Source organism: Shewanella sp. KX20019 (genome assembly GCF_016757755.1).
Lineage (GTDB): Bacteria > Pseudomonadota > Gammaproteobacteria > Enterobacterales > Shewanellaceae > Shewanella.
This window is the reverse complement of the sequence record NZ_CP068437.1, coordinates 5001452-5026910: the sequence shown is the minus strand read 5'-3', so window position 1 is coordinate 5026910 and position 25459 is coordinate 5001452. Positions and strand designations below refer to the sequence as shown.

The following is a 25459-nucleotide window of genomic DNA, read 5'->3' as shown; positions in this document are numbered from 1 at the left end:
TAATTCGCCCATGTTCTTCTAAACTTTAACTCTGCCACGTAACCAGCGTGCTAGATAAAGGAGTCCTTATGGCTGGTGGATGGGCCCGTGATGGAGCGGTGCAAGATCAGATTGATAATAGTGTCGCCGATGGCGTAGCTCAAATTCGTAGCGGATTATCATCGGAAGCCAGCTTACTATTTTGTGAGGAGTGCGATAGTCCGATCCCAGAGGCGCGTCGCAAGGCGATTCAAGGTGTTCGCTATTGTGTTAGTTGCCAAAGTGAGCTGGATGAGAAAAGTAAAAAAGTCACCTTGTTTAACAGACGAGGTAGTAAAGATAGTCAGTTGCGCTAACAACAGTAAGCGCATTGGCTAATTAGGTAATGATAAAAGCGGTAAATTAGCCACTATTATTACCATACGGTAAAAGTTAATTGCATAATGGTGGGATTATCATTTTATGAGTCCTCGCTATAATGCTCGCATATTCATTACGGCATTGAACAGAATAAGACCGTTTTTTAACTCTATATAAAGTAGGAATTACACATGACAGCACAGACTATTAAATCTAAAGCCGCAGTTGCTTGGGCCGTTGGCAAACCACTGACGATGGAAATCGTTGATGTTATGCCGCCGCAAAAAGGCGAAGTTCGAGTCAAGATGATTGCTACGGGTGTTTGCCATACCGATGCGTTCACACTATCTGGCGATGACCCAGAAGGGATCTTCCCTTGTATTTTAGGTCACGAAGGTGGCGGTATCGTTGAGTCAATTGGTGAAGGCGTAACCAGTGTTCAAGTCGGTGATCATGTTATTCCTTTATACACGCCAGAGTGTGGCGAGTGTAAGTTCTGTAAGTCTGGTAAGACTAACTTATGCCAGAAGATCCGTGAAACTCAAGGTAAAGGCCTAATGCCAGACGGCACTACGCGTTTCTCTAAAGATGGTGTCGATATTTTCCACTACATGGGATGTTCAACCTTTTCTGAATACACAGTATTACCTGAAATCTCACTTGCCAAAGTTAACCCTGAAGCACCTCTCGAAGAAGTATGCTTATTGGGTTGTGGTGTTACAACTGGTATGGGCGCAGTGATGAATACTGCCAAGGTTGAAGAGGGAGCTACTGTTGCTGTATTTGGTATGGGCGGTATTGGTCTATCTGCAGTGATTGGTGCAGCGATGGCTAAAGCTTCACGTATCATCGCTATCGACATTAACGAAAGCAAGTTCGAATTAGCTCGTCAATTGGGTGCAACAGATTGCATCAACCCAAAAGATTACGACAAGCCAATTCAAGATGTGATTGTTGAGCTGACTGATGGCGGCGTTGATTACTCATTTGAGTGTATCGGTAACGTCAACGTAATGCGCAGCGCACTTGAGTGTTGTCATAAAGGTTGGGGCGAATCAGTGGTTATTGGTGTGGCTGGTGCAGGTCAAGAGATCTCAACTCGTCCATTCCAGCTAGTGACTGGCCGAGTATGGAAAGGTAGTGCTTTTGGTGGTGTTAAAGGCCGCTCTGAGCTACCTGAGTACGTTGAGCGTTATTTGGCAGGTGAGTTTAAGTTAAGTGACTTTATTACTCACACAATGGCCCTAGAGCAAGTTAACGAAGCATTTGACCTAATGCACGAAGGTAAGAGTATTCGTACTGTTATCCATTTCGATAAGTAAGTTAACACTGCCACTCGAAAGATAATCTAAACCCATTCAGTCGCTTTCTTATTGCTTCCAGCTAAGGTGGAAGTAATAAGGGGGCGCGACAAGAGATGTATGTATGACAATTGAAAATATTAGTGTGAATAAGAGTTTTGGGGGTTGGCACAAGCAATATACTCACCAATCAGAATCGTTAAACTGTGCCATGCGATTTGCTATTTATTTACCGCCTCAAGCGTCAAATGGCCAGAAAGTTCCCGTGCTTTATTGGTTGTCAGGTTTAACTTGTACTGACGAAAACTTCATGCAAAAAGCGGGTGTTCAAGCATTAGCGGCTGAATTGGGTATTGCCATCGTGGCGCCAGACACTAGCCCTCGTGGTGAAGGTGTCGCGGATGATGCAGGCTATGATTTAGGCCAAGGCGCGGGTTTCTATGTGAACGCGACTCAAGCGCCTTGGAGTCGTCATTATCAAATGTATGATTATGTGGTCAGTGAACTGCCAAAGCTAGTCGAGTCAATGTTCCCAGTATCAGACAAGCGTTCAATCGCCGGTCATTCAATGGGTGGACATGGCGCTTTAGTTATTGCCATGCGTAATAGCGACGCTTATCAGTCTGTTTCTGCCTTTAGCCCGATCAGTAACCCGGTTAATTGCCCTTGGGGCAAAAAAGCACTGACAGCATACCTTGGTCGTGACACTAATGCTTGGGCTGACTACGATGCGAGTCTATTAATGCGTAAAGCCACAAGCTTTGTACCGGCGTTAGTTGATCAAGGTGAAGCTGATAACTTTTTAGTTGAGCAACTTAAACCTGAAATGTTGCAGGCTGCGGCTAAAGTGAGCGGTTATCCGTTAACGCTTAATATGCATGAAGGTTATGATCATAGTTACTACTTTATCGCCAGCTTTATTGAGCAGCATATGCGTTTTCATGCAGCGCATTTAAGCGACTAGTTTTACTCTGTCATATTTTAAAAATGCCGCTCTGTAGCGGCATTTTTTATGGGCGGAAATTGCCTCTGCTGCGCAGAACACCGTATTTATGTGGTTCAGCTATTGTCGTTATGTGAGGGAGTGTAGAGTGCTAGTGCTATAGGGTCATTTTGTGGTTAACTCATCGAGGATGACGAGTATTGGCACTCTGCTGTTTTCACGCTAGAGTTAAGTTAGCTCATATCATTGATAACAATACATTAGGGAGATAGCAATGAAGATATGGAACATCCTAGCACTTAGCTTTGCAATATTTTTAGCGGGTTGCGCATCATCAGAGGCCTCGAAAGAACGATCTGCACTGTATACTTTTCCTGAATTAGAGCAGGTTAATTCTATCGATAACTTTAGAATGGATGGTTGGGAGAATGTCGATAAATATACGGTAATCGTTAACTCTAAACCGCGACAGAGTTACTTGTTGGTGTTGAATGGTGGCTTGAATAATTTGAAGTTTGCCCAAGGGCTGTTGATTACTTCAACCTTGGGAAAGGTTGAGGTCGGGTTCGATTCAGTAGCGACTCCACAGGAGCCAATGCAGAAGTCGCAGATAAAGCGCATCTACCGTTTAAAAGATAAGGCTGAGAAAGAGGCGATTAAGCAAAAAATTATCGCTTTTGCTGCTGTTGAGGAAAAAGAAGCCGATAAGGGCAACGCCGAATAAAAGCGTTTGCTAAATCACCAAAAAAGCCCGCTCACTTATAAATAGTGAGCGGGCTTTTTTGTTACTTAAATTTTACCTTTAATAAGATCTGAGGCTGATCTGGTAAGTGTGACAATGAAGGGGTGATTGGCTTTGCGTCCAATGCAGGCTATTACGTGAACAAGGTTGAGAACATTATTTTTATTACAAAATAGGCAAAGAGTATGGGGTCACTGCTCGCAGTAAGCTTTCCGTAAGGTTGGTTTTGAATCTATGGTCTAGGATTGTGTTGTTGGTTTTTAAATGCTGTAACTGAACCACAGACCTAATTCATGGTGTATGAATTTATTAATAGTGGGATAGGTGTATTCCATTAGCTGAACTCAATAACAAGGAAGTCAAAACATGTCGAATCAAAGCCGCTTTATGCTCTCTGAAGATCAATTTAACCAAATGTTTCCTGAGCGAGATAGTGTTTATAGCTATGCCGCGCTGGTTGCCGCATATCAGCAGTTTGAAAGTGAAATGCTGGGGACTACGGTGGCGTTAACACTGACCAATCTATTGGCCTTCTTGGCGAATGCTAGCCATGAAACGACAGGCGATGGTTACAATAGCGATACCTTTAATAAAGGGTTGTTTTTTGTTATCGAAGGCGGCGCGGCAACGCAGGAGCGGTGTGCGATCAATCCGGGTCAAACTCCATGGTGTGCCGCTTATGGATTAACGCCAGATGGATCTCAATCGTATTATGGCCGTGGTGCATTGCAGCTGTCATACGAATCAAACTACCAAGCTGCAAGCCAAGGGATCCCCAATAATGAGCAAGATATTTTTAATGATCCTAAATTAGTGGCTGAAACGCCTTATCTTGCCTGGGCTACGGCACTTTGGTTCTGGTGCACCCCGCAATGGAATAAACCATCGTGTGCAGCGGTAATCAATGGCTTATGGCAACCCAATGAAAATGATATAGCTAAAGGGCGGGTTAATCATACTTTTGCTAACAGAATGGGAGTTGTAACCGACATCATCAATGGGGGAATCGAAGCTGGGAGTTGGGATGCCAACAACAATACGGTTGTCCCTTTAACACCTGCGGACAGCCAGCCTAATAAGCAAGCAATTGATCGTCAACAATATTATCAATACTTTGTTGAGAACTTCTTCCCACAAGGCTCCGCCGAGACGATGAGTCTTGAACAGTACAATACGAATCAAGCCAGCCATATGGCCAACTTTAACCATTAAGAGCTAATTATAGGCATTTTAGGTGTAACCTATTTCACTGTAATAGTCTTAATTATTAGTATTTAAATCCCGCTCACTTATTACTAGTAAGCGGGATTTTTTGTCATTGAATCTAACCCTTAATCAGATAAGCGCCTTTAGTGGTTAACGTGACCGTAATTGGCGCACTGGTTTTGTTTTTCCAGTACCAGCCGTGAGATCCTGCAAAAGGTGTTGTAAGCGTGCCCTTCACTTGATCGGATGTGGTGATGGTAAAGCTTTCAAAAAAGCCGGTCGTATCACCTTGAGGTTCACCGTGAAAGTCAAAATACAATGGAGCGCCATCGGTGTGCCATTCATACTCTAAATGTTCGTTTTCATTTATCAGTAGCTTGTATTCTAAGCCCTTGCCTGCCGCAATCACTATGTCGACCGTATCTTGGCGCAGTCCAAGTACCTCTGCTCTAACTTGCTTTATCTCTGCCACTGACGGTGCATTTATTATCACAATGGAATCAGTACTTTTCATTACGTTGGTCGCGGCTTTAGCGCTTGGAATAATCGCAGCTGTCGCTGCCGTGGCTATTTTTGTTAGCCCGAGTGATTTTCCGATCCCAGTTGGGTCAATATTGTACTCGGCGGGCAAAATAGCCGTGACCAATACCACAGCAGCGATGACGGTGGCGACGATACTCGCTTTCAGTAAAGTGGCATTAGAGTGGACGGGTACGCTAATGGTACTGCTTATGGTGTCAGTTGCTTGATTGTTAGTTTGGTTTTTCATTGTTGTTCCTAAAAGGGTAATTACGCATGCGTATTGAGCTGTATTTTGCCGTTGAACGCGGCTATCTTGTTAAGCGTTAACTGGTAAAGTAACCAGTGAGTTGGTAGCCAACTAACATCAATCCACCACTCATTAGCAGTGTGTTGGCAGTCGTTGCAAACTTAAGATAGCTCTGATGTCTACGCCAAAAACTCATGACAATAAGTACCACGCCTAACGCTAAGAACTGCCCAATTTCTACGCCGACATTAAACCCAATAATATTGGCTAATAACCCCTCTTGTGGCAGGTTAAACTCTTGGATTTTAGTGGCAAGGCCAAAGCCATGGAATAGGCCAAAGATCATCACTGCGACTTTGGTGTTGGGCTGAAAACCAAACATGCGCTTAAATCCGCCTAAGTTATCAAAACCTTTATAAACGATTGAAAACCCAATAATGGCATCGATCAGATAAGCATTGACCTGAATGTCATAAAACACGCCGTACAACAAGGTAATGCTGTGGCCAATAGTGAAAAGGCTGACATACAGCAATACATCTTTGGTGCGATAGAGAAAGAAAATCACCCCCACTAAAAACAGTAGGTGATCATATCCGGTGACCATGTGTTTAGCGCCGATATAGATAAAGGGCAGAATTGATACCCCTTGGTTAGCGGCTAAAAACTGCCGAGTCCCCTCATCTACGCCGTGAGCGAACAGAGAGAAAGAGGCAAATAGCCCCAAAAAAATCACCACTAGCTTCGTGGTGGTAGCCATGGCTTTCGCCAAAGGTTGGCTCATTACAGATACTCCAATTATTCATTTCTGTCATACGCAGATATCCCGCAACAATTTCAATCGGTTACTGGTGCGTATTAACGATGTTGTGCGTTTCACTTATCGCACAATAGAAAAATAATTAGCTGTGTGGAGGTGGGTTGGGTGGTGCGTATCTATGGTTACTAAACAACACATCAGCATCACTTAAGGTACCGGCTTGATAGAAGTCGCTATTAAAATGTGACTCGATTGGCAGGTGCGATGGTGTATGTGAATGGTTGCTGTGATCATGCTCACCACTGTCGGCCGATAAGCCGCTATCGCGCTCAACAATATCGATAATCGATTCGGTAGCATTAAAAGCGGAAATATTATCACTGTCGTGATGGGCCGTTAAGGGATGGTTATTTTCGTGGCTATGGTGGTGACTAACATTGCTGCCCATAGGGTGCTTACCATTGGGGTACTGCACCGAATAAGCTGAACTCATCACAAACAACTGGCACAGCAACAGCACTAGCATGATCGCTAATGTTATTTTTGACTGCTGGGGAGGCGTATTGAGTCGCCTTGCCTGAATGTTTGTTGTGTTGATAATTGTTATCTTCGATTATCGGCTAAGGCAACGATTAAATCAGATCGGTGTTTGAGTGGCAAGACTTGGAGAGCGTTGTTATCACCTCGCGACTAACAATAAGATAAGCTGTTGTGCCCAATTAAGCGTGGCACAACAGTGTCCTAGACGGTAGGGGACGAAACAACAGGGGAGACAGCAATAATGTAAGCATTAAGATGTAAATAGCCTCGCTAGCTCAACATTAGATTGATTGTTTTCACCGCCCCAAAAAGCACTCGAGTGAGGTTGCATTTGGCCATCAGCAAAGGTAAAGCCGTTATCTCTATCTTTAGCAATGAGCAGTGGTCCATCAAGATCGACAAAAGAGGATGCACCAGAGAGAAGGTAGGCGGGGGCCATCGCCAACGATGTGCCGACCATACAACCTGTCATAATGATAAAACCTTGTTCAGTCGCAGCTTGCATTAGTTTTACCGCTTCAGTTAAGCCACCGGATTTATCCAGTTTGATGTTTATCGCTTGGTACTTTCCTTTTAATTTGGCTAGATCAGCACTGACATGACAGGATTCATCGGCGCAAATCGGTATCGGTGAAGATAGAGTCGCTAAGTCGCTGTCGTTGTTGCTGGGTAACGGTTGCTCAATGAGTGCCACATTGAGCTTTGCGAGTGCAGGTAATACCTGGATTAAGGTTTCAAAACTCCAGGCTTCATTGGCATCGATAATGAATTGGCTTTGCGGCGCAGCAAGGTGGATCTGCTCCATTTTTGCGATGATGTCATGCTCATCTAGCTTAATTTTTATCAGTTGAGCATTGCCAATCGTTCGGGCTTCAGCCGCCATGCGCTCTTTGGTGTCTATGCTGAGGGTCTGTGCGGTGATCACTGTTGATGCGGGTGTTAGCCCCAGCAATGTCGCTACAGAGGCGTTAGCTTTTTTAGCGCGTAAATCCCAAAGCGCGCAATCGACTAAGTTACGTGCTGCGCCCGCAGGCATCATCTGGCTTAATTGTTCGCCACTCGTTTGGCTCGACAGAAGCGGCATGATGCGCTCAATTTGCTGCGAAACCGAAGTGAGTGTTTCACCGTAACGAGCATAGGGAACCGATTCTCCCCACGCAAGATGTTCACCATCTGAGAGCGCGAGTAGTAGCACGTTGGCCTGTGTCTTGGCGCCGCGAGAGATCCTAAACTCTTTCGCCAACGGCCATGATTGTTCAACTAATTGATAGGATAGCTTCATGATAAGCGCTCGATAATCATATCCACGCCGTGGCGCAGTGGGTCGACACAAGGCAGTTTAAACTCAGCAGTGATACGTTCACAGATCAGCAAGGCTTCCTCTTCATCAACACTTGACGTGTTAATCGCTATGCCTGCAATGGAGCAGTCAGGGTTGGTAAGCTTAGCCGCCGCTAAGTTCATCGCGATGGTGTCGCTAATTGATGGAGGTAAACAGTGGTTTAGGCCACGCATTGAACTTCTACCTAAGGCATGACAAATGACCAGTGCGTCGGGTTGAGCGCCATGAAGTAAGCCTAAACTAACACCAGCAAATGCAGGGTGTGACAGTGAACCTTGGCCTTCAATAATATCCCAATGCAGAGGCTTATTCGCTGGACTCAAGCTTTCACTGGCGCCAGCGATGAAATCTGCAACGACGCAGTCAATTGCAACCCCGCTACCAGCAATTAAGATCCCGCATTGACCAGTAGCCCTGAAATCAACATCAAAACCATGCTGTTTCATCGCTTTATCTAGGGCTAGGGAGGTATACATTTTACCCACCGAGCAGTCAGTACCAACGGTGAGTAACCGTTTTCCTGGGCGACTTACGCCATTAGCGGTTTTGAATTTTTGCTGAGGGTGACGTATATCGGTAAGTTGCAGCCCTTTTGCTGCGGCTGCTTGCCTAATTTCAGCGATATCCGTCAATTTATCATGTAGGCCACTAACGATATTAAGCCCTGCATTGAGCGCTTCAATAATGTAGGGAACCCAACTCGGGTCGATAGTGCCGCCACTGTTAGCAAATCCGAGTACAAAGGTCTTTGCCCCTTTTGCATGGGCATCTTGAATGCTCATATCGGGCAAGTTTGTAGACACCTCGCAACCAGGAAGTCTAAGCTGACCAACACACAAATCAGGACGCCAATCGGCGACTCCTTGAGCCATTTTGATCGAGAGCTTATCGGTTGCATCGCCCAAGAAGAGTAGATACGGCGCAGTTATATTCATGGTAGCCTTAAGTGTGTTTTAGTACATAACTTAAAGCTAAGCGATCCTTGTTTGAGTTGAAAATACCAACAATTACCAGCAACATAACTAAAGGTTATACCTATGCTTTTTCGGCTGTTTTCCTCAGCTGTTCAAGAAAAGCGGTTGCGACGTTCGACAGTGCTTTATTCTCTAAGTGAAGAGCCGATAATTTGAAGTTAAGTGGAGGTTCAAAGTTGGCCATCGACACTTCATCATTCAGGTTTCCGGCAGCTGTATATTCGTCCACTACACATACTCCCATCTTTTGTGCCACCAATCTGGCTGCAATGAAATAGGTCTGTACCTGAATATTGCTGTTAACTGATATTGCTTCTTGGTTTATGCGATTCCATAAAATGTCGCCAAGAGGGCCACTATCCCAAATTCCAATGAGCTCTTTGTTTTCTAAGGCTTGAATGGGAACGGTTGCCGCAAATGAGTGCTCGGATCCGGTTGGATACATCAGCACCAACTCTGAATTACAAATAACATGTTGGCTAACTCCAGCGAGTGGCGGTGGAGAGAACACCAGTGCGAAATCAATTCGGTGCTCAAGCAAGGCTTGTAGCACATCTTCATTGTGTATGGTTTCTAGATTGATGTTGATGTCGGGGTGTGATTTCCGGTATGCAGCCACGGTTTCGGGTAAGTAATCAAAGCCTAGTGCAGGGGTGACGCCAATGCTTATACTGCCACTGCGACTTTTTCTGATATTTTCTGCCGTATTACGCACCGAGTGGATCTGCTTATATACCTTGTCGACCTCGCTAAATAGCATTTGTGCTTCGCTGGTGGGCGTGAGCCGTCCCTTCTGTCGTTGAAATAGTGAGAACCCCAGCTGCATTTCAGCATGGGCTAACACCTTACTCACCGAAGGTTGTGACACATGTAAAAACTGCGCGGCATTGGTTATCGAGCCGGTGGTATAAATCGCGTGAAAAATCTCTATATGACGTAATCTCATAAAGCCTCAGTAAAAGTTAGGCGAAAATCAGTGCAGACAGAGTCCACAAAATTGCTGCAAGCACAGCTGCTAGGCTGGCGGGGTAAATTTGTGATTTAACATGATCCATTAAATCGCAACCGGTCGTCATCGAACTTAATATCGTGGTATCTGAGATCGGCGAACATTGATCGCCACAAACACTGCCATTGAGCACAGTGGCAAAGCAGATCATCATATAGATCTCTGGATTATCAATTCCACTACTCATGGCAATAGACCAAGCGAGCGGCATGGCTAATGGAAAGGCAATGGCGTAGGTGCCCCAGCTTGTGCCTGTCGAAAATGCGATAACCATGGTTAACACTTGCAAGAAAATGGGTAGACACCAATAGGGCATTCCTTCACCGAGAAAATCGATAAGGTACAGCCCGCCGCCCACTTGCCTGCTTAGTAATCCAATAATAACGGCGAGCATTAAGATAACAGACCCGAGTACGACTCCTTTTACGCCTTGATTGAAACCGTCGATAAGATCGTGAATGGACATATTTTTAGCTAAGGCGATCAAGACACTCAATAGGAGTGCAGCGGCAAATGCCCATGCGACCTTGGGGGAACCAAGTGTTAGAAATGTGGTTATTGCGATGCCAATTAACAGCAGTAATGGCAATATGAATTCCAGCATACTCGATTTATATCCTGCGGGAACACTGGGTTTAGACAGCTCTTCTGCGCTCATTGGTCGAGCCGTTGGGGCATCAAGCTGGCCAGTCGTTATCGCGCGGAGTCGTGCTTGGCGCAGCCTTTTCCCTGAAAAGGTCATGATATTCAGGCTCAAAAGTAAGGTACCCAATACCGCGATAATGCCATAAAAGCTAAAAGGGATACTGGAAAAGAAGAAGTTGATCCTATCTTGTGCTGTCGCTAAAAAGGCCACACCGGGTACAAAAATAAGCGCTTGAACATAAGCAGGCCAAGCGTTGAAGGCGATAACCGAAGCAATCGGCGACGCCGTAGAGTCGACGATATACGCCATCTCTTCATGGCTCACATTAGCCTTATCGGCAAGTGGCTTAACGGTAGTACCGACTAACACAGTGCTGACGGTTCCGCCTTGAAAGAAGATCACGCCTAAAAACCAAGCGACTAATTTGGCTGATCTGGGCCCGCTAACATAATGCTCTGTCATATGGTCGGCAAACGCTTGCGCCGCCCCAGTTTTTGACCACACCCCCATCAAGCCACCTAGTAACCATAGATATAACAACAAGATACCTGCAGCGCTCTCGGTTGCCAGACTCGGTATTATGATGGCGTCGATAAGGTCAAACTTACCCAGTAATAGGGCGCCAGATATAATACCGCTCATTAACGCGATAAGAGGTTCTTTGGTGACAAGGCATAGAAAGATAGCCAGAAATGCCGGGAATATCGACCAAAACCCGAGATGAAAGCTCGGTTTGGAAAGGTAGATTGAAGCGTCCTTTGTTACCCATTGTTGGTCTAAATCGACTGGCTTAGAGTAGAGGTTGAGTGCCACTTGTGTTAACGGTGAGTTTGCATAGGGAGTGAGTGATTCAATGCGTTTTTTTACCCCGTCCTCTTCATAAAAAAGTGCTCCAGCTTCATTTTCATGGGTAGCAAAAGAATAGAGCTGCTCTTTCCATGTCGGTTCTACATTGAAGTGAACATAAGCGCAGAGTGCAAAGCTCAGTAAGGTGAATAGTAACACCACAGGTTTTTTCAAACTGTCCATTGGAATATATCTCTTTTTATTATCTGCCAAACAATCTAGCATCATTTTATGTGCTTGTATTAAACATAAATTTTACACGGTATAAACAAAGGTTATACGATGGTTATAAAATGTAAATTGTATGTGCCAGCAGAAACTGTCATCACTATAGTCCCGAATTGAATGGCGTTTTGCGGTAGCCGAATAATAAGAAATAATTAATGGTGATATGATGAAAAATAAGGATATTCGCAACTTTGCGCTTAACTCTATAACCCTAGGTTTACTAACTACTTTGGCAGCTCCTGTACTTGCAGAAGAGACCCCGCCAGCAACAGAGGAAACGGTTGAACGTATTCAGGTTTTAGGTTCAAACATTAAGCGAGCTGAGGCGGAAGGGACTTTACCCGTCACGGTATTGAGTGAAGATGATATTGAAGCTACAGGCGCCGCGACAATTGATGAGTTATTGCGATCAATACCTCAAGTTGGTGAGGTCGCTTTTAATAATGAGCGAGCCGTTGGTGGAGTGAATGATGCGCGTGGTGATGTATCGTCAATTAACTTAAGAGGCCTAGGAACGGGTAATACATTAACCCTATTGAACGGTCGCCGGCTAGTGTTACACCCAGGAACCCAGACTGAAAACTATGTCCCTGTTGCAACAGTGAACGCGAATACACTACCTGTGAAAGGGCTTAAGCGTTTAGAAGTGTTGCGCGATGGTGCCGCTGCTGTTTATGGTTCTGATGCGGTAGCAGGCGTGGTTAACTATGTCTTGAAAAGTGATTTTGAAGGCACCAATGTGAGTGTTAACTATGGTAGCTCTGAGGGAACTGATCTAGATCAGGTGACTATCAATGGTGCAACAGGCTTTAGTTTTAACGAAGATAAAACGCACATGACTATGTCACTAGGCTATTACGATCGTAATGGTATGGATGCAAGTGAGCGTGATTATTCTAAGTCGCAAGATAGACGTGAGTATCCGGGATTACCAGAAGAGTTTGTCGGTGACACTCAACTCGATAACAGAAGTAGCAGCACACCTTGGGGCTCATTTTCCTCTAGCTCTTTAGGCAAATTTCATATTCAACCAGACACTATGGATGGTTGTGTTCAGCAGTTAGAAAATGGCCTTTGTGCCGATAAAGGCAGCCTTCCGCGAGACATGAGATATGACAGGGCGGCAGATCAATCGATGACGTCCGATGTAAAACGCCTTAACTTCTACAGTTATCTAACCCATGAAATAAATGAAGATTTAGAACTTTTTGGCGAGGCTATCTACTACAAAGCGGACTCAAACCGTGTTCGTGAACAATCGGGTAATTTAACTGCACAGCGTTTCACCATTGCTGAAGACGCTTATTACAATCCATTCGGAGAAGAGGTGACTGTACGTAGTTACCGTCCAATCGATGCGGGTGGCAGAGACATTGAAGTAGAAGATACTAGCTTTAGATTACTAACGGGTTTAACCGGATACGCGGGAGATTGGGACTGGGAAACCGGACTACTATATTCAGAAGCCAATACCTTAGATACCGCGCGCAATCGTATTGATGCCAACAAATTTGTTAGAGCCGTTAATAGCACTGAAATGAGCAGTGCGTATGACATTTTTAATGGTGGTGATATTAATAATATCAATAGTGGTGATGGCACACCTAACCCACAAGAGGTGATTGATCTATTCACAACAGATGTTACTCGAGAGAGTGAAACATCATTGGCGCTAGCCGACTTTAAGGTCTCGACAGCAGAGCTGTTTGAGTTACCCGCAGGTGATGTTGGCTTTGCCAGTGGTATAGAGTGGCGACGTGAAACTTACAGTGATGACCGTGACCCTCTACTTGATGGTAGTCATCCGCTAACAGATCCAAATAGCGGCGAAGTGCTATCGGGTAGTAGTGTGCTGGGCTCGAGTCCAACACCTGATGCTGATGGTAGTCGTAATGTATTTTCGGCATACGGCGAAGTGATAGCGCCAATCCTAGCGGATATGTCCTGGGCGCAGAGTTTAGAGCTACAGTTAGCATTACGTTATGAAAACTTCTCTGATGTGGGTGATGTGCTAAAACCTAAGGTGGCGCTATCTTGGGTACCTGTGGATGGTTTACAGCTTCGTGGCGCATACTCTGGTGGGTTTAGAGCCCCCAACCTGCCCCAAGTTGTTGAGCAAGGAGTTTCACGTTCAAATACACGATATGACCCCGTCACGGATTCATCCTATGCAATGACCGAGATCCGTTCTGGTAATGCTAACCTGGAACCGGAAGACGATATTAACAAGTCACTTGGTTTGGTCATCTCTCCCCTTGATAACCTAACCTTTACTTTTGATTGGTGGAATATCGAACAAGAGGGCGTTGTTGGCATATTACCTAGTCAGACTCATCTACTTTATGACTCATTAAAGCGCTCTCAAGGCTCAACCAATACCGCGGTTATCCGTGGAGCTGACGGTGAAGTGATTGAGATCCAAAACCAGTATCAAAACCTTAGCCCAAGAGAGATCGAGGGTATAGATTTTAGTGTTTTTTATGGTTTAGAGACTGCCATCGGTGAATTTGATTTTAATCTTAATGCCGCGCACCTCATCAAGTTTGATCAAGAACCTGACGCAATTACAGCTGAAGTCTTGGCGGCACAAGAAGCGGGTGACCCTTCGGTACCACAATCACAAGTGGTAGCAGGCGCCAATGATTTGATAAAGCAAAATGGTAGACCTGAATGGCGTGCATATACGTCTGTGCGTTGGAAGTTCCAGCCTTGGAGCGCCGGTGTAACGGCTAACTATGTTAGCGATTTTGTTGATACGAGTACCGCGACCAGCGAGGGTGAACCTCTGCCTATCGACAGTATGATTACTGTCAATATGTACGCTGATTACACCTTTAATGATGCCGGTTTATTAGATGATACTCGGATCCGACTCGGAGTGAAAAACATTGCAGATGAGCAGCCACCAATAGCAGATGAAAGCTTTGGTTACTTCTCTAGTGTCCATTCAAATCGTGGTCGTTATTTCTATATCGATATTCGTAAATCATTCTAAATCTACCTCTTAAAACACAATAAACCATAGAGAGCAAACGCTCTCTATGGTTAAGGTTTTTGAATATGTTGTATAAAATCAGTTTTATTATTCTCAGCTTTGTGGTTATTGCCTGCAGTTCAGTCCAGCCGATAACGCGTTGTGACGGGCCAGATCTTAAGGTCAGCAGTAACTTTGAAAATGCACGAGTTAACGATTGCAAGATTGTCGATGGTAAAATCAAGCTCAGCATTACCCCAGAAAATGAGCCTATTAATGATAGCCCTTGGTACGCTTTTAAGATCACCTCTACGACAGAGAAGGAGGTTGAGGTATCAATCAGTTATCAAGGTGGGCATCAAAGATATACCCCTAAAGCCAGTCAAAACCGCATTAACTGGCAGCCTTTAAAGTATCGAGTGCGTAATAATGTGCTGCACTTTAAGGTTGCAGTAAGCCCAACGCCTACGTTTATTGCAGGCCAAGAGTTAATCACTAATAAAGACTATGACATATGGATGAAAAGCTTAGCTAAACAGCCAAATGTGCGTCATTACACTCTGGGCCAATCAACACAACTCCGAGATATTGGTGCGCTTGAGGTCACAGGCGGGGGAGATGAGTGGATAGTTGTTCTCGGGCGTCAACACCCGCCTGAAGTCACCGGTGCTTTAGCGCTATTTCCATTCGTTAATAACTTGATTGCTGATAGCCAATTATCAGCCCGCTTTATGCAGCGATTCAATATATTGATCGTGCCAGACTTAAACCCAGACGGTGTGGCGTTAGGCAATTGGAGACACAATGCAAATGGTGTGGATCTTAACCGTGATTGGAAAGCATTTAAGCAGGTAGAGTCGAGATTGGTGCGCGATAAGCTTAAGGGCATCACTCAGAGCGGTGGCAAGATCGTATTTGCCGTCGATTTCCATTCAACCAAGAAAGATATTTTTTACACCATGCCTTCTGATTATGGTTTAAACCCGCCGTTGTTGGTTGAAAGCTGGCTTGCGGAGTTGAGAGAGACCGTGTCGCCTTTTGTGATCCGCGAGCAGCCTGGACACAATTCAGACAAGGGGATCTTTAAGCAGTTTATTGCTGATGAATATGGGGTTCATGGGATCACCTATGAGATGGGTGATAATACCGATAGAGCGGTAATTAAGAAGCTTGCAGTGGTCGCTAGCGATGGTTTGATGCAAAAAATGCTAGCCACAACGCCGAGTGAGTTTAAAGGGAAGTCGCTGAAATGAAACAATTGTCATTAGTTGTGAGTTTACTGTGCGTGTCGCTTAGTTCCATTGCTGTAGAACCACAAGAGGTCGATCTATTGATCAGTGGTAAGCGCGTGCATATTGGTGATGGTTCGGCGCAAAGAGCGTTAGATATAGCCATTTGCGGCGATAAAATTTGTGGTATCAGTCCGCTGGGCGAAGTGAAGTATGTCGCTAAGCAAAGGATTGATGCTAAAAACTCTGTCGTGAGTCCTGGGTTTATTGATCCACATACCCATAGCATTGAACAGTTACTGAGTGAGGATAAAAAGGCCAACCTCAACTATCTCTATCAAGGTGTTACAACTGTGGTAAACGGTAACGACGGCGATGGTCGTGCCGACATTCAACGATTAAGCATGCAGCTTGCTAAAAATGGTATCGGTACCAATACCGCATTACTTGCGGGCCATGGCTATATTCGTAGGGCAGTAATGAGTTTAGCTGAGCGCTATGCCACTAAGGCTGAGATAGCTCAAATGCAAATGTTGTTAACGCAAGCGATGGAACAGGGGGCGGTGGGGCTATCGAGCGGATTGTATTATGTTCCGGGTGTGTATGCAGATGCCGAAGAAGTGATTGCATTGGCGAAAGTCGCAGCAAAATATGATGGCATTTACGATACCCACTTACGGGATGAAAGTACCTTTAATATCGGTTTTACAGCGGCTATAGAGGAAGCGATTAAGATTGCCAACGCTGCGGATATCCATCTACATATTGCCCATATAAAAGCCTTAGGAAAAGATGTTTGGGGGCAAAGTAAAGATGTCATCAAATTGATTAATGCGGCGCAGCAATCGGGTAGCAGTATCTCGGCTGACCAATATCCATGGCGAGCCTCAGGTACCAACCTTAAGAGTGCTGTGGTGCCAAAGTGGGTGATGGCTGATTCACGTTCTCATTTTTTAAGTCGCCTCGAAGACCCTTCAAAGCGAGCGCGAATTATCAGTGAAATTGAAGAGAATATTAGGCGTAGAGGTGGACCCGACTCACTGCTTATCACCGCAGCAGAAGATGAGTCTTTAGAGGGGGAAACGCTAAAAGAGATCGCTGCTAAGTATCAAAAAACGGCGGCAGATACTGTGCTGGAATTGGTCAAAGGTAGCCGAATTCGAGTGGCATCTTTTAACATGTCACCGGCAGATATAGAGCGATTTATGGTGCAACCTTGGGTCGTTACCTCATCGGATGGCACCGATGGTCATCCTCGAAAGTATGCCAGCTTCCCTAAGAAATATCGTGAGTATGTGCAGCAAAAATCTTTGCTAACCTTGCCGCAGTTTATTCAGCAAAGTAGCAGTAAGACAGCCGCAATATTGAAGCTGGATAAGCGAGGCTTATTACAAACCGGCTATTTTGCAGATATCGTTATTTTTGATTCTGAGCGATTACGCGATGAGGCTGACTTTGCTCACTGGAACCGCTTGTCTAGTGGGGTTGATTACGTTGTTATAAATGGAAAATTGGCCATCAATCAAGGCCATTATACTGGCTTGCTTGGGGGCCGAGTTGTTAAATAGCGCCTTTCTTTAAAGGCGTTGATTTTAGTGTTGGTTATTTAGGGGCTGTTAGGCGCTAGTTGTAACCGAGCACATAGCAAGACTCATCGGCTAAATACTCGTTAGTCCAAGTATCCGTTGGCTTTTTATCGCTATTAACCTCGTCCAATGCTAATTGCTGCTCGTTTTTATCTACACTGAAATGCTGTAATTGATGTTCCATGTCGGCTGCCTCATTCGTCTAGTTTGTTTACGTTAGCAAGTTTTATATTGCTTGGCTAAGACAGAAGATTGCTTAAACTATAGACAGTGTCTATAGCGTGATATTTCCCTTTTTACTTCATAACCTAACGTTATGATTTTGGCTGATTATTTGCGGTGTGTAGCGCGCTTTAATCGGATATATTTAACGATTCATTTACCTTTGGGTGACTAACATATGACCTTCAAACTGATCTGCTGCAGCGTATTTCTGCTCTCGGCCAATGTCGCAACTGCGGCAGACTTGATAACCCTAAAAGGGCGAGTGTTTACTGAGGCTGATATGCCGATTGCACGGGCGCAGGTATCGGTCGGTCAACAACTTGTGCAAACGGATAATGAAGGACGCTATGAGCTTAAGGTCGCGGCGGCGGAATCTTACTTGTTAAAGTTGCAGGCGAAAGGTCACTATCAGGGGCTGCAAACATTCAGCCATTATGAGTTAGGCGCAAGTCATAACACTATCGGTGATATCCAATTGGTGGCGGAAAAAGCAGGTCGTACGCTGCTCACCTTTGGTGGCGATGTGATGATGGGTCGTCGTTATGCTAAACCGCGTTTTAATAACGCAGTGATTATTAACGCAGAGAGTAAAACTGAAGACACGAGATCGATAGTTCAACATGTTAAGCCCTATTTAAGTTTGGCCGATCTCGCCTCGGTGAATTTGGAAACGCAGATCGCCGCTCATAAGCCTGCAGAGCGCGCGCCAAAATCAGTAACCTTCTATTCGCCCCCGGAAACCCTCGCGGCATTAGAATGGGCCGGGGTCGATTTTGTCACCTTAGGTAACAATCATACTTATGACTATCTAGATGAAGGGCTGGATTCAACACTTGCTTATCTTGCACAAAGCCCTCTGGCTTATGCTGGTGCAGGCAAAGATCAAGCTGACGCATTAGCCGCTCACCGAACCACGCTCAACGGTAACCCGTTTTCATTTTTAGGCTACGTGGGTTGGCAGGGGAATTTCACGCCAAATCAAACCGCTTCGCTTAAAAAAGGTGGCGCCGCTTTCGGTTCTGAGGACAATATTCAAGCGTCAGTCGCGAAAGAGGCTTCGGCAAGCAGAGCGACCGTGGTGCAGTATCATGGTGGATTGGAATATAGCGCTGAGCCGACAATGGTTTTGGAGCAAAAACTAAAGTTAGCCATAGATAGCGGTGCGGATTTAGCCGTTGGGCATCATCCCCATGTCACTCAAGGTTTTGAGATCTACAATGACAAATTAATTGCTTACTCAATGGGGAATTTTATCTTCGATCAGTATTTTTACGCGACGCCCTATTCTTTTATGTTAAATGTGTGGATGGACGGTGATGTTTTTCACCGTGCTGAAATTGTCCCTGTTTATTTGAAAGGCTATAAGCCGACGCCTGCGACGGGCGCGCAGCGCTATACGGTACTAAAACGCTTGAGTACACTATCTAAAAAGCGCGGTGTGGACATTCAAGTCTCAGGTGGGCATGGGGTGATTACGCGTCACTCTCCATCGAGCGAACCTGGGATGTTAACGATAAAGCCGTTGGCAGAGCAGAGTGTATTTGATCTCTATAACAGTGATTGGAGTCAGCAACTTAAGCATGTCGAAAGCAACAAGGCGGGAATAAAGTATCGCGTTGGCAAAAATCTGGTTAATGGTTCTGATTTTGAAAGCTTTGCGCTGTTTAATACCGCAGAACGTGGTTGGGATCTCGACCAGTCACCGTTTGAAATAACCACTGCTGAGGCAAGTAGTGGCCAATATGCGCTCGAAGCAAGATTACCTGCCAAGGCGACTGCAACCATAGGTATGACTAATTTTCGTCGAGTTTATAACTCTAGCAGCCCGATGACCTTAGCCTTGAATATCAAAGCGCCTCAATATACTAAGGTGAATCTTTATTGGCAGGGGCGCAAGACGCGAGAAAAATTAGACACGGCATTACAGCAGGGTGAAAAACACTTGATAAGTAGTCAGCTTCTATCTGGCGGAAATGCACAATGGCAAAACATTGAGGCACAATTTAACTCACCTCGGATTGGTTATCGTAGTATCCGGGTATTAGTTGAATTTGAAAACCTCAGTCAATCAAGTGAGTCGATTTATGTTGATGACATAAACCTGATCGAGTGGCAGTCAGCATTTTCGAGTCAACCGAACTTCAAACCCATGTCTGATGATGCCGCAGCTGCATCGCATATTGGTTTCGATCGTCCTCTGGCAGCCAACGAGCAGGTGACACTTAGCTTTTAATATGGATAGCGTTTAACGTCATTAAGCATAAAAAGGAGGCGCTAGCCTCCTTTTTGTATGTTTAATGCTCCCCTGACCTGAAGCACCTTTCGAGTCAGGGGATATTGCGTAGTTTAAGCTGGCTTAAACATACATTTTAAGCGCTTGATGATAATCAGTCGTGACATGGTAAATAGGCCACTGACCGTTTTTTGATGCAGGCGGAAAATCGTATCGTACAGGCGGCGAACTAAGCGGCCTTTTAACACTAATCTGTCATTCATCAGGGTGCTGATGGCAAAGTTATGCCCAATTGCAACGACCATTCCGCCATCCTTGTAGACGAAAGGTTTCAGCGCTTTGCCCTCTAAATGCGCCACCAAGTTCTTGGCTAGATGCACTGCGGCGCGATTAGCAGCCTGTGCTTTTGGTGGCACTTGAGTACCGTCTGCCTGAGGGATCGCGGCGCAATCACCTAGGGAGAAAATTGATGCATCTGCTGTTGTAGCCAGTGTTTGCTCAACGATCAACTGATTCGCGTTATTACTCTGCAAACCACCGATGTTTTTAAGCCAATCGGGCGCTTTAATTCCAGCAGCCCAAAACTGGACATCAGCGGTTAATATTTTGCCATCGATGGTGGTCATGCGAGAAGCTTCAACATTGGCGATACGGGTGTTGAGCATGATGTTGACCTGGTACTGCTCAAGTCGTGATTGAGCTAGATCTGACATTTTCTGTGGACTGTTAGGTAACACCCTATCAGCAGCTTCTATCAGGTTGATGTTTAGTTTGGCGGCATAAGGGTTTTTCGTTAATTTTGCACTTACTTTAGCTAACTCAGCAGCGAGTTCAAGACCGGTAGCGCCTGCACCGACGATATTAATGGTGCGCTCTTGGCCTGAGCGTAACAGGGTGCTTATCTGGTGCCAGCTATCTCGAGCTTGCTCTGGAGTGTCGAGAAACAGGCAGTGCTCTTTAGCACCTTGAGTCGCAAAATCGTTGCTAATGGCGCCGATAGCAATCACTAAGTAATCATATTCAATAGTATCTGCTTCTCCGTTAGGTTTACGCACCACGAGCTGTTTATCTTGTCGGTTGATGTCTGTCATCCACGCTTGATAATGCATGTAACCATTCTTAGCGCCATGACTAAAATAGCAAAGGCTGTCGAGGTCGCTATCAAAGGTACCAGCGGCAATCTCATGGAAACGAGGCTTCCAGTAATGGTGAGTCTCCCCTTCGACAAGGACGACTTCATCTTGACGATTGACAGAACGTCCTAAAAGGCTAGCGATTTCAAGACCAGCTGCGCCGCCACCAACAATAACAATACGAGACATAATAGTTCCTCTGTGCACCGTAATCGGTGCTGTAATACTTTTGACAATTGCCTTAGGGCTTGTGCGTTCCGAAAGGGAAGCGCTCGTCCTCAGGACTTAAGATGGGCTCATTATAGTTACCATCGTATTTGGAACAATTGGCCAAAAAGGTAAATTACTTTTACCACCTGGTAATAGTAGTGTTGTGAGTAATAGCAAGCATATGAATACATTGTTTTATTAGTTGCTAGAGGCGAGGTGATAGCTTGTTGCAGGTCAGTGCAGGGACATTAAAAACTTATTTGAGGGCTGTGGTGAGGTAGTCGAGCAACATACGCACCTTGGGTGATAAGTGGCGGTTTTGCGGATAGATGGCCCAAATACCCTCTTCGGGTTGGCGGTTGTGCTCGAGCAGTGTCACTAGCTGCTTACTTTCTAGGAAATTGGAAACATAAAAATCAGGAAGTTGAACGATACCGATACCTTTTATAGCGGCATCGACCAAAGCATGGCCACTGCTGCAGCTGAGTGTGCCGCTGACGCGAACATTTGTTGTCTTGCCTTTAACTTGAAAACGCCAATAATCCATTGTACCTAATAAGCAATTATGCTGTTCTAACTCTGACAACGAGTGGGGGATACCGTAAGTAGTAATATAAGCAGGCGATGCGCAAACGTATTGTGTTCGTGTGCTTAACTTTTTGGCCATCATGCTAGAGTCTGCTAATTGTCCGAGCCGAATGGCGAGATCATATCCTTCATCAATTAGGTCCACTTGTTGATTAGTGAGCACCAGCTTTACCTCCAGTTCTGGATATAATACGGTAAAGTCGTTGATCAAGGGGGCAATATATTTTTCGCCATAACTGACTGGGGCGGTGATTTTTAACAATCCCCTAGGAATGGTTTGCAAATTAGTGATAGCTCGCTCTGCTTCATCTAGCCCATCAAGAAGCTGCCGACAATGTTGATAATAGATCTGGCCTACTTCGGTTACAGACACTTTTCTGGTGGTGCGTAGAAATAACTTTGCCGCAAGCCGAGATTCCAGTGCGCTGATCTGTCTGCTAACTTGGGCAGTGGAGATCCCTAAGCGTTGTGACGCCTTGGTAAAGCTTTCGGTTTCAGCTACTGCAACGAATTCACACAGGCCTTCCCATTTAAACATAATGGCTCTCAAGAGGTTATTTCTGTTGAGTATCCCCTAATTATTATCCAATCCTCTCTAAATGCAATCTCCTGTTTTATTTGAGTCTCTTCGCGATCTTTTCTATCACTAAAATAGCTATTCTGCTTAGATTTATTATTACTCAGTGTAAAAAGTAATTTGCTGAAAGTGGGGATTATCAACTCGTGAGTAAGGAATATAATTACTGCCATCGAATGACCTTGAGTCATCCAGCCTCGACTTTCAGTGGTTCCATTTTATCTAAAGAGGCTGCCTGTTTTTATATTAATTAAGGAAATTAAAATGAGCACAACATTCTATATGCCACCAATGTCGATGATGGGACCCAATGCCATCAAACAATTAGGTAGTGAACTACAAGCAAGAAATTTTAATAAAGCCTTGGTTGTGACAGATAAGGCGCTGGTTGACATTAAACTCGTCGATAAGCTTACCGAAGAGTTGACTGCACACGATATCGCTTTCACCATCTTCGATGGTGTACAACCTAACCCGACAGAGAACAACATCGAGCAAGGCCTTGAGATCCTCAAAGCTGAGGATTGTGACTTTGTGATCTCATTTGGGGGCGGTTCCCCTCATGACTGTGCCAAAGGCATCGCCTTAGTGGCAACAAATGGTGGCCATATTCGTGATTACTCTAAGGGAGTACATTTATCGGCTAAACCGCAGTTACCTCTGGTTACAGTGAATACTACAGCGGGCACCGCTGCTGAAATGACCATATTTGCGGTTGTTGCCAACGAAGAAGACCAGACCAAGTATCCGGTTGTCGATAAAAACCTGACACCGATTATTGCTGTGAATGACTCAGAACTTATGGTGGCAATGCCAAAGTCACTTACCGCTGCAACCGGTATGGATGCGTTGACCCATGCAGTAGAAGCTTATGTCTCTACCGCAGCAACGCCAATAACCGATGCCTCGGCGATTAAGGCTATTGAGCTAATTGCGCAAAACCTGAAAAAGGCTGTCGATAATGGGGAAGACCGTCAAGCGCGTGATGGCATGCAATACGGCGAATATCTTGCTGGCATGGCGTTTTCTAATGCGTCGTTAGGCTACTCCCACTCTATCGCACATCAACTTGGTGGTGTGTATGACCTAGTACACGGCTTATGTAATGCCATCTTGCTACCTAAGGTTTCACGTTACAACGCTGTGGTTAGCAGTGAGCGCTTTGCCGATATTGCTAAAGCGATGGGAGTCGATACTAGAGATATGACGACTGCCGATGCAGCAGAAGCTGGCATTGTTGAAATCGAACGACTTTCAGCCTCTGTGGGAACCGCACAAAAGCTTGCCGATCTTGGTGTCACAGAGGACAAACTTGAGTTTATGGCGATTAATGCCTTAAACGATGCGTGCTCTTTAACCAACCCAAGAAAAGCCACCACTGAAGACATTATCAATATTTTTAAACAAGCTATGTAATACCAACTTACATAAATATTTGATCATTCTTACTGGTCAAAATCGCTGATAACTACGTTATGAGTTTTGTAATTAGAATAATTAGTTACCAGCAACTCATGCCTTGTTCTAAGCGGTTTTTCCTGCGTAATGTTATGAACACTTAACTTATCCAGATTGGTATAACTAGCAGGCTAAGCCCTGTTGAACAGAGCTTAGCCACATTTTTGGAGTAATCATTTTGACAACATTAATTCACCCACAGGTCGATAACGGCATTGTAGCAACAGCGGAAGGTTTTACTGGCGGTTCATTACAGTGCCAATGTTCAAGCAATCCGGTAGAAGTTGCCGTAGCAGCGCAAACGGCACATAACCACGTATGTGGTTGTAGCAAGTGCTGGAAGCCCGAAGGCGCTCTGTTTGCCCAGATCGCTGTGGTTTCAAAAGAGATGGTTAGCGTGACTGCCAACGCTGATAAATTACAGGTCATCGATGAATCAGCGGCAATTCAGCGTCATGCTTGTAAAGAGTGCGGTACTCATATGTATGGTCGTATCGAAAACACTGGCCACCCTTTCTATGGTTTAGACTTTGTACATACAGAGCTATCTAAGCAACAAGGTTGGTCTGCACCTGAGTTTGCAGCTTTTGTCTCTTCAATCATTGAGTCTGGCACTGCACCTGAAGCTATGGCAGATGTTCGCAATACATTAACAGATCTAGGATTGGCGCCATATGATTGCCTATCCCCAGTATTGATGGATGCCATCGCAGCTCATGTTGCAAATAACGGCTAAAACAGACTGATATATTGATGTCACTATTATTGGACATGATAAAAAGCGCTTCGGCGCTTTTTTTATGACTAACATTAGGGTAGCGCTCGCACGAAAAGTTGTACTTTGGCGCCATTGTCATCGGAGAGCTAAAGCCATTTGAGTAGACGGACGCTTTTATGGGAACACGTGGGTATTAATTATTTCTGTCTGGTAAAAGATAATTGTATTTCAGGTGGATTATCATCTCTGCGTAAATGAATATAATACCTCCACCAAAGCGGAGTTGGTCTAACAGTATGAATAACCGCTTAAAATACTTTATCTGATTAATACCGGAGCGCTAGATGGAAAAAATAGAGAAAGAGCCACTGATTAATAAGTTGGGTCAAGTTGTGCACTATGCGGTGCGGATATTAGCGGTGTTGATGACATTGGTCATTCTATGGAGTGTGATTGATGTCGGGCGGGTGTTGTTTATTGAAATCATGACGCCACCCTACGGCTTGATCGATATGAAGGACATACTGGTTATTTTCGGCTCTTTCCTCGCGGTGCTAATTGCGATTGAAATTTTCCAAAATATTACCATCTATCTGAAAGAGGAGGTGATCCATGTGCAGATTGTAATAGCGACTGCATTGATGGCGATCTCCCGAAAAATTATCGTCTTAGACTTTAAAGAGGTGGAGCCTGAATATGTATGGGCCTCAGCGGCAGTCATTATCGCGCTAGGGGTAACTTATTGGCTGGTATCACCCAAACAGCGTCATTGATACTGCGATCTGTTGGCTTATTTTTCAATTCGACCACATTACTTTATTACTACCTAGTAAAAGTGATTTGCTGTTTCAGTAGATTATCATCTTATTGATTACCAATATAA

22 protein-coding genes are annotated in these 25459 nt (G+C 44.9%); 12 read left to right on the top strand and 10 right to left on the bottom strand.

The window, feature by feature from the left end; genetic code table 11:
• The first annotated feature begins 68 nt into the window (after positions 1 to 68).
• The 5 genes from JK628_RS21740 (at position 69) to JK628_RS21720 (ending at position 4537) form a co-directional block, all read left to right on the top strand.
• A complete protein-coding gene (locus tag JK628_RS21740) occupies positions 69 to 335 on the top strand; it encodes a DksA/TraR family C4-type zinc finger protein (RefSeq protein ID WP_202286972.1) in 267 nt (88 codons plus the stop codon).
• Positions 336 to 530: 195 nt separating this feature from the next.
• Positions 531 to 1661, top strand: a complete 1131-nt coding sequence (locus JK628_RS21735; protein WP_237524092.1) for an S-(hydroxymethyl)glutathione dehydrogenase/class III alcohol dehydrogenase — start codon at positions 531 to 533, stop codon at positions 1659 to 1661.
• Between the two features lie 103 nt (positions 1662 to 1764).
• Positions 1765 to 2604, top strand: a complete 840-nt coding sequence (fghA, locus tag JK628_RS21730) for an S-formylglutathione hydrolase (RefSeq protein WP_202286971.1) — start codon at positions 1765 to 1767, stop codon at positions 2602 to 2604.
• Positions 2605 to 2857: 253 nt separating this feature from the next.
• On the top strand, positions 2858 to 3307 hold the full coding sequence (locus JK628_RS21725) for a DUF6491 family protein (RefSeq protein WP_202286970.1): 450 nt from the start codon (positions 2858 to 2860) through the stop codon (positions 3305 to 3307).
• A 384-nt stretch (positions 3308 to 3691) separates the two neighbouring features.
• Positions 3692 to 4537, top strand: a complete 846-nt coding sequence (locus JK628_RS21720; protein ID WP_202286969.1) for a chitinase — start codon at positions 3692 to 3694, stop codon at positions 4535 to 4537.
• 112 nt (positions 4538 to 4649) lie between these two features.
• Here JK628_RS21720 and JK628_RS21715 read toward each other — a convergent pair whose 3' ends face one another.
• From JK628_RS21715 to JK628_RS21685, 7 genes are all read right to left on the bottom strand, one after another.
• Positions 4650 to 5300, bottom strand: a complete 651-nt coding sequence (locus JK628_RS21715; RefSeq protein ID WP_202286968.1) for a hypothetical protein — start codon at positions 5298 to 5300, stop codon at positions 4650 to 4652.
• 76 nt (positions 5301 to 5376) lie between these two features.
• Entirely contained in the window at positions 5377 to 6084 is a 708-nt protein-coding gene (locus JK628_RS21710) for a HupE/UreJ family protein (protein ID WP_202286967.1), read from the bottom strand.
• Between the two features lie 118 nt (positions 6085 to 6202).
• Positions 6203 to 6553 (bottom strand): hypothetical protein, encoded by a 351-nt coding sequence (locus tag JK628_RS21705; RefSeq protein WP_237524091.1) that lies wholly within the window; start codon positions 6551 to 6553, stop codon positions 6203 to 6205.
• A gap of 297 nt (positions 6554 to 6850) precedes the next feature.
• Positions 6851 to 7882 carry an N-acetyl-D-Glu racemase DgcA gene (gene dgcA / locus JK628_RS21700; RefSeq protein ID WP_202286965.1) on the bottom strand — a complete coding sequence of 344 codons (1032 nt, stop codon included), beginning with the start codon at positions 7880 to 7882 and terminating at the stop codon, positions 6851 to 6853.
• On the bottom strand, positions 7879 to 8877 hold the full coding sequence (gene dgcN / locus JK628_RS21695; protein WP_202286964.1) for an N-acetyltransferase DgcN: 999 nt from the start codon (positions 8875 to 8877) through the stop codon (positions 7879 to 7881). The genes dgcA and dgcN overlap by 4 nt, the downstream gene beginning before the upstream one ends.
• 100 nt (positions 8878 to 8977) lie before the next feature.
• Positions 8978 to 9862 (bottom strand): LysR family transcriptional regulator, encoded by an 885-nt coding sequence (locus JK628_RS21690; protein WP_202286963.1) that lies wholly within the window; start codon positions 9860 to 9862, stop codon positions 8978 to 8980.
• 16 nt (positions 9863 to 9878) lie between these two features.
• A complete protein-coding gene (locus JK628_RS21685) occupies positions 9879 to 11600 on the bottom strand; it encodes a Na+/H+ antiporter NhaC family protein (protein ID WP_202286962.1) in 1722 nt (573 codons plus the stop codon).
• Positions 11601 to 11808: 208 nt separating this feature from the next.
• On the opposite strand from JK628_RS21685, the gene JK628_RS21680 reads away from it, so the two are divergent.
• The 3 genes from JK628_RS21680 to JK628_RS21670 all read left to right on the top strand — a co-directional run bounded on the left by JK628_RS21680 (position 11809) and on the right by JK628_RS21670 (position 17416).
• The gene (locus JK628_RS21680) at positions 11809 to 14640 is read left to right on the top strand and encodes a TonB-dependent receptor domain-containing protein (protein WP_237524090.1); all 2832 of its coding nucleotides are present in this window, start codon (positions 11809 to 11811) and stop codon (positions 14638 to 14640) included.
• Between the two features lie 65 nt (positions 14641 to 14705).
• Positions 14706 to 15872 carry a M14 family metallopeptidase gene (locus JK628_RS21675; RefSeq protein ID WP_202286961.1) on the top strand — a complete coding sequence of 389 codons (1167 nt, stop codon included), beginning with the start codon at positions 14706 to 14708 and terminating at the stop codon, positions 15870 to 15872.
• Entirely contained in the window at positions 15869 to 17416 is a 1548-nt protein-coding gene (locus tag JK628_RS21670; protein ID WP_202286960.1) for an N-acyl-D-amino-acid deacylase family protein, read from the top strand. The genes JK628_RS21675 and JK628_RS21670 overlap by 4 nt, the downstream gene beginning before the upstream one ends.
• Before the next feature lie 55 nt (positions 17417 to 17471).
• Here JK628_RS21670 and JK628_RS21665 read toward each other — a convergent pair whose 3' ends face one another.
• A complete protein-coding gene (locus JK628_RS21665; protein WP_020912230.1) occupies positions 17472 to 17618 on the bottom strand; it encodes a hypothetical protein in 147 nt (48 codons plus the stop codon).
• A 216-nt stretch (positions 17619 to 17834) separates the two neighbouring features.
• Here JK628_RS21665 and JK628_RS21660 point away from each other — a divergent pair, with 216 nt between their 5' ends.
• A complete protein-coding gene (locus JK628_RS21660; RefSeq protein WP_202286959.1) occupies positions 17835 to 19892 on the top strand; it encodes a CapA family protein in 2058 nt (685 codons plus the stop codon).
• Between the two features lie 113 nt (positions 19893 to 20005).
• Here JK628_RS21660 and JK628_RS21655 read toward each other — a convergent pair whose 3' ends face one another.
• The gene (locus JK628_RS21655) at positions 20006 to 21214 is read right to left on the bottom strand and encodes an NAD(P)/FAD-dependent oxidoreductase (protein WP_202286958.1); all 1209 of its coding nucleotides are present in this window, start codon (positions 21212 to 21214) and stop codon (positions 20006 to 20008) included.
• Between the two features lie 277 nt (positions 21215 to 21491).
• Entirely contained in the window at positions 21492 to 22361 is an 870-nt protein-coding gene (locus JK628_RS21650) for a LysR substrate-binding domain-containing protein (RefSeq protein WP_202286957.1), read from the bottom strand.
• Positions 22362 to 22664: 303 nt separating this feature from the next.
• Here JK628_RS21650 and JK628_RS21645 point away from each other — a divergent pair, with 303 nt between their 5' ends.
• The 3 genes from JK628_RS21645 (at position 22665) to JK628_RS21635 (ending at position 25349) form a co-directional block, all read left to right on the top strand.
• Positions 22665 to 23816, top strand: coding sequence for an iron-containing alcohol dehydrogenase (locus JK628_RS21645; protein ID WP_202286956.1), 1152 nt, complete (start codon positions 22665 to 22667; stop codon positions 23814 to 23816).
• Between the two features lie 220 nt (positions 23817 to 24036).
• Positions 24037 to 24594, top strand: a complete 558-nt coding sequence (gene gfa / locus JK628_RS21640) for an S-(hydroxymethyl)glutathione synthase (RefSeq protein ID WP_202286955.1) — start codon at positions 24037 to 24039, stop codon at positions 24592 to 24594.
• Between the two features lie 326 nt (positions 24595 to 24920).
• Positions 24921 to 25349 carry a phosphate-starvation-inducible PsiE family protein gene (locus JK628_RS21635; RefSeq protein ID WP_202286954.1) on the top strand — a complete coding sequence of 143 codons (429 nt, stop codon included), beginning with the start codon at positions 24921 to 24923 and terminating at the stop codon, positions 25347 to 25349.
• Positions 25350 to 25459: the final 110 nt, after the last annotated feature.

Coding starts and splice junctions, on each gene's coding strand:
- fghA (WP_202286971.1), top strand. CDS start 1,765: ATGACAATTGAAAATATTAGTGTGAATAAGAGTTTTGGGGGTTGGCAC.
- dgcN (WP_202286964.1), bottom strand. CDS start 8,877: ATGAATATAACTGCGCCGTATCTACTCTTCTTGGGCGATGCAACCGAT.
- JK628_RS21650 (WP_202286957.1), bottom strand. CDS start 22,361: ATGTTTAAATGGGAAGGCCTGTGTGAATTCGTTGCAGTAGCTGAAACC.
- JK628_RS21735 (WP_237524092.1), top strand. CDS start 531: ATGACAGCACAGACTATTAAATCTAAAGCCGCAGTTGCTTGGGCCGTT.
- JK628_RS21685 (WP_202286962.1), bottom strand. CDS start 11,600: ATGGACAGTTTGAAAAAACCTGTGGTGTTACTATTCACCTTACTGAGC.
- JK628_RS21675 (WP_202286961.1), top strand. CDS start 14,706: ATGTTGTATAAAATCAGTTTTATTATTCTCAGCTTTGTGGTTATTGCC.
- JK628_RS21670 (WP_202286960.1), top strand. CDS start 15,869: ATGAAACAATTGTCATTAGTTGTGAGTTTACTGTGCGTGTCGCTTAGT.
- JK628_RS21680 (WP_237524090.1), top strand. CDS start 11,809: ATGATGAAAAATAAGGATATTCGCAACTTTGCGCTTAACTCTATAACC.
- JK628_RS21645 (WP_202286956.1), top strand. CDS start 22,665: ATGAGCACAACATTCTATATGCCACCAATGTCGATGATGGGACCCAAT.
- JK628_RS21660 (WP_202286959.1), top strand. CDS start 17,835: ATGACCTTCAAACTGATCTGCTGCAGCGTATTTCTGCTCTCGGCCAAT.
- JK628_RS21720 (WP_202286969.1), top strand. CDS start 3,692: ATGTCGAATCAAAGCCGCTTTATGCTCTCTGAAGATCAATTTAACCAA.
- JK628_RS21705 (WP_237524091.1), bottom strand. CDS start 6,553: ATGAGTTCAGCTTATTCGGTGCAGTACCCCAATGGTAAGCACCCTATG.
- JK628_RS21665 (WP_020912230.1), bottom strand. CDS start 17,618: ATGGAACATCAATTACAGCATTTCAGTGTAGATAAAAACGAGCAGCAA.
- dgcA (WP_202286965.1), bottom strand. CDS start 7,882: ATGAAGCTATCCTATCAATTAGTTGAACAATCATGGCCGTTGGCGAAA.
- JK628_RS21635 (WP_202286954.1), top strand. CDS start 24,921: ATGGAAAAAATAGAGAAAGAGCCACTGATTAATAAGTTGGGTCAAGTT.
- JK628_RS21715 (WP_202286968.1), bottom strand. CDS start 5,300: ATGAAAAACCAAACTAACAATCAAGCAACTGACACCATAAGCAGTACC.
- JK628_RS21655 (WP_202286958.1), bottom strand. CDS start 21,214: ATGTCTCGTATTGTTATTGTTGGTGGCGGCGCAGCTGGTCTTGAAATC.
- JK628_RS21690 (WP_202286963.1), bottom strand. CDS start 9,862: ATGAGATTACGTCATATAGAGATTTTTCACGCGATTTATACCACCGGC.
- JK628_RS21740 (WP_202286972.1), top strand. CDS start 69: ATGGCTGGTGGATGGGCCCGTGATGGAGCGGTGCAAGATCAGATTGAT.
- JK628_RS21710 (WP_202286967.1), bottom strand. CDS start 6,084: ATGAGCCAACCTTTGGCGAAAGCCATGGCTACCACCACGAAGCTAGTG.
- JK628_RS21725 (WP_202286970.1), top strand. CDS start 2,858: ATGAAGATATGGAACATCCTAGCACTTAGCTTTGCAATATTTTTAGCG.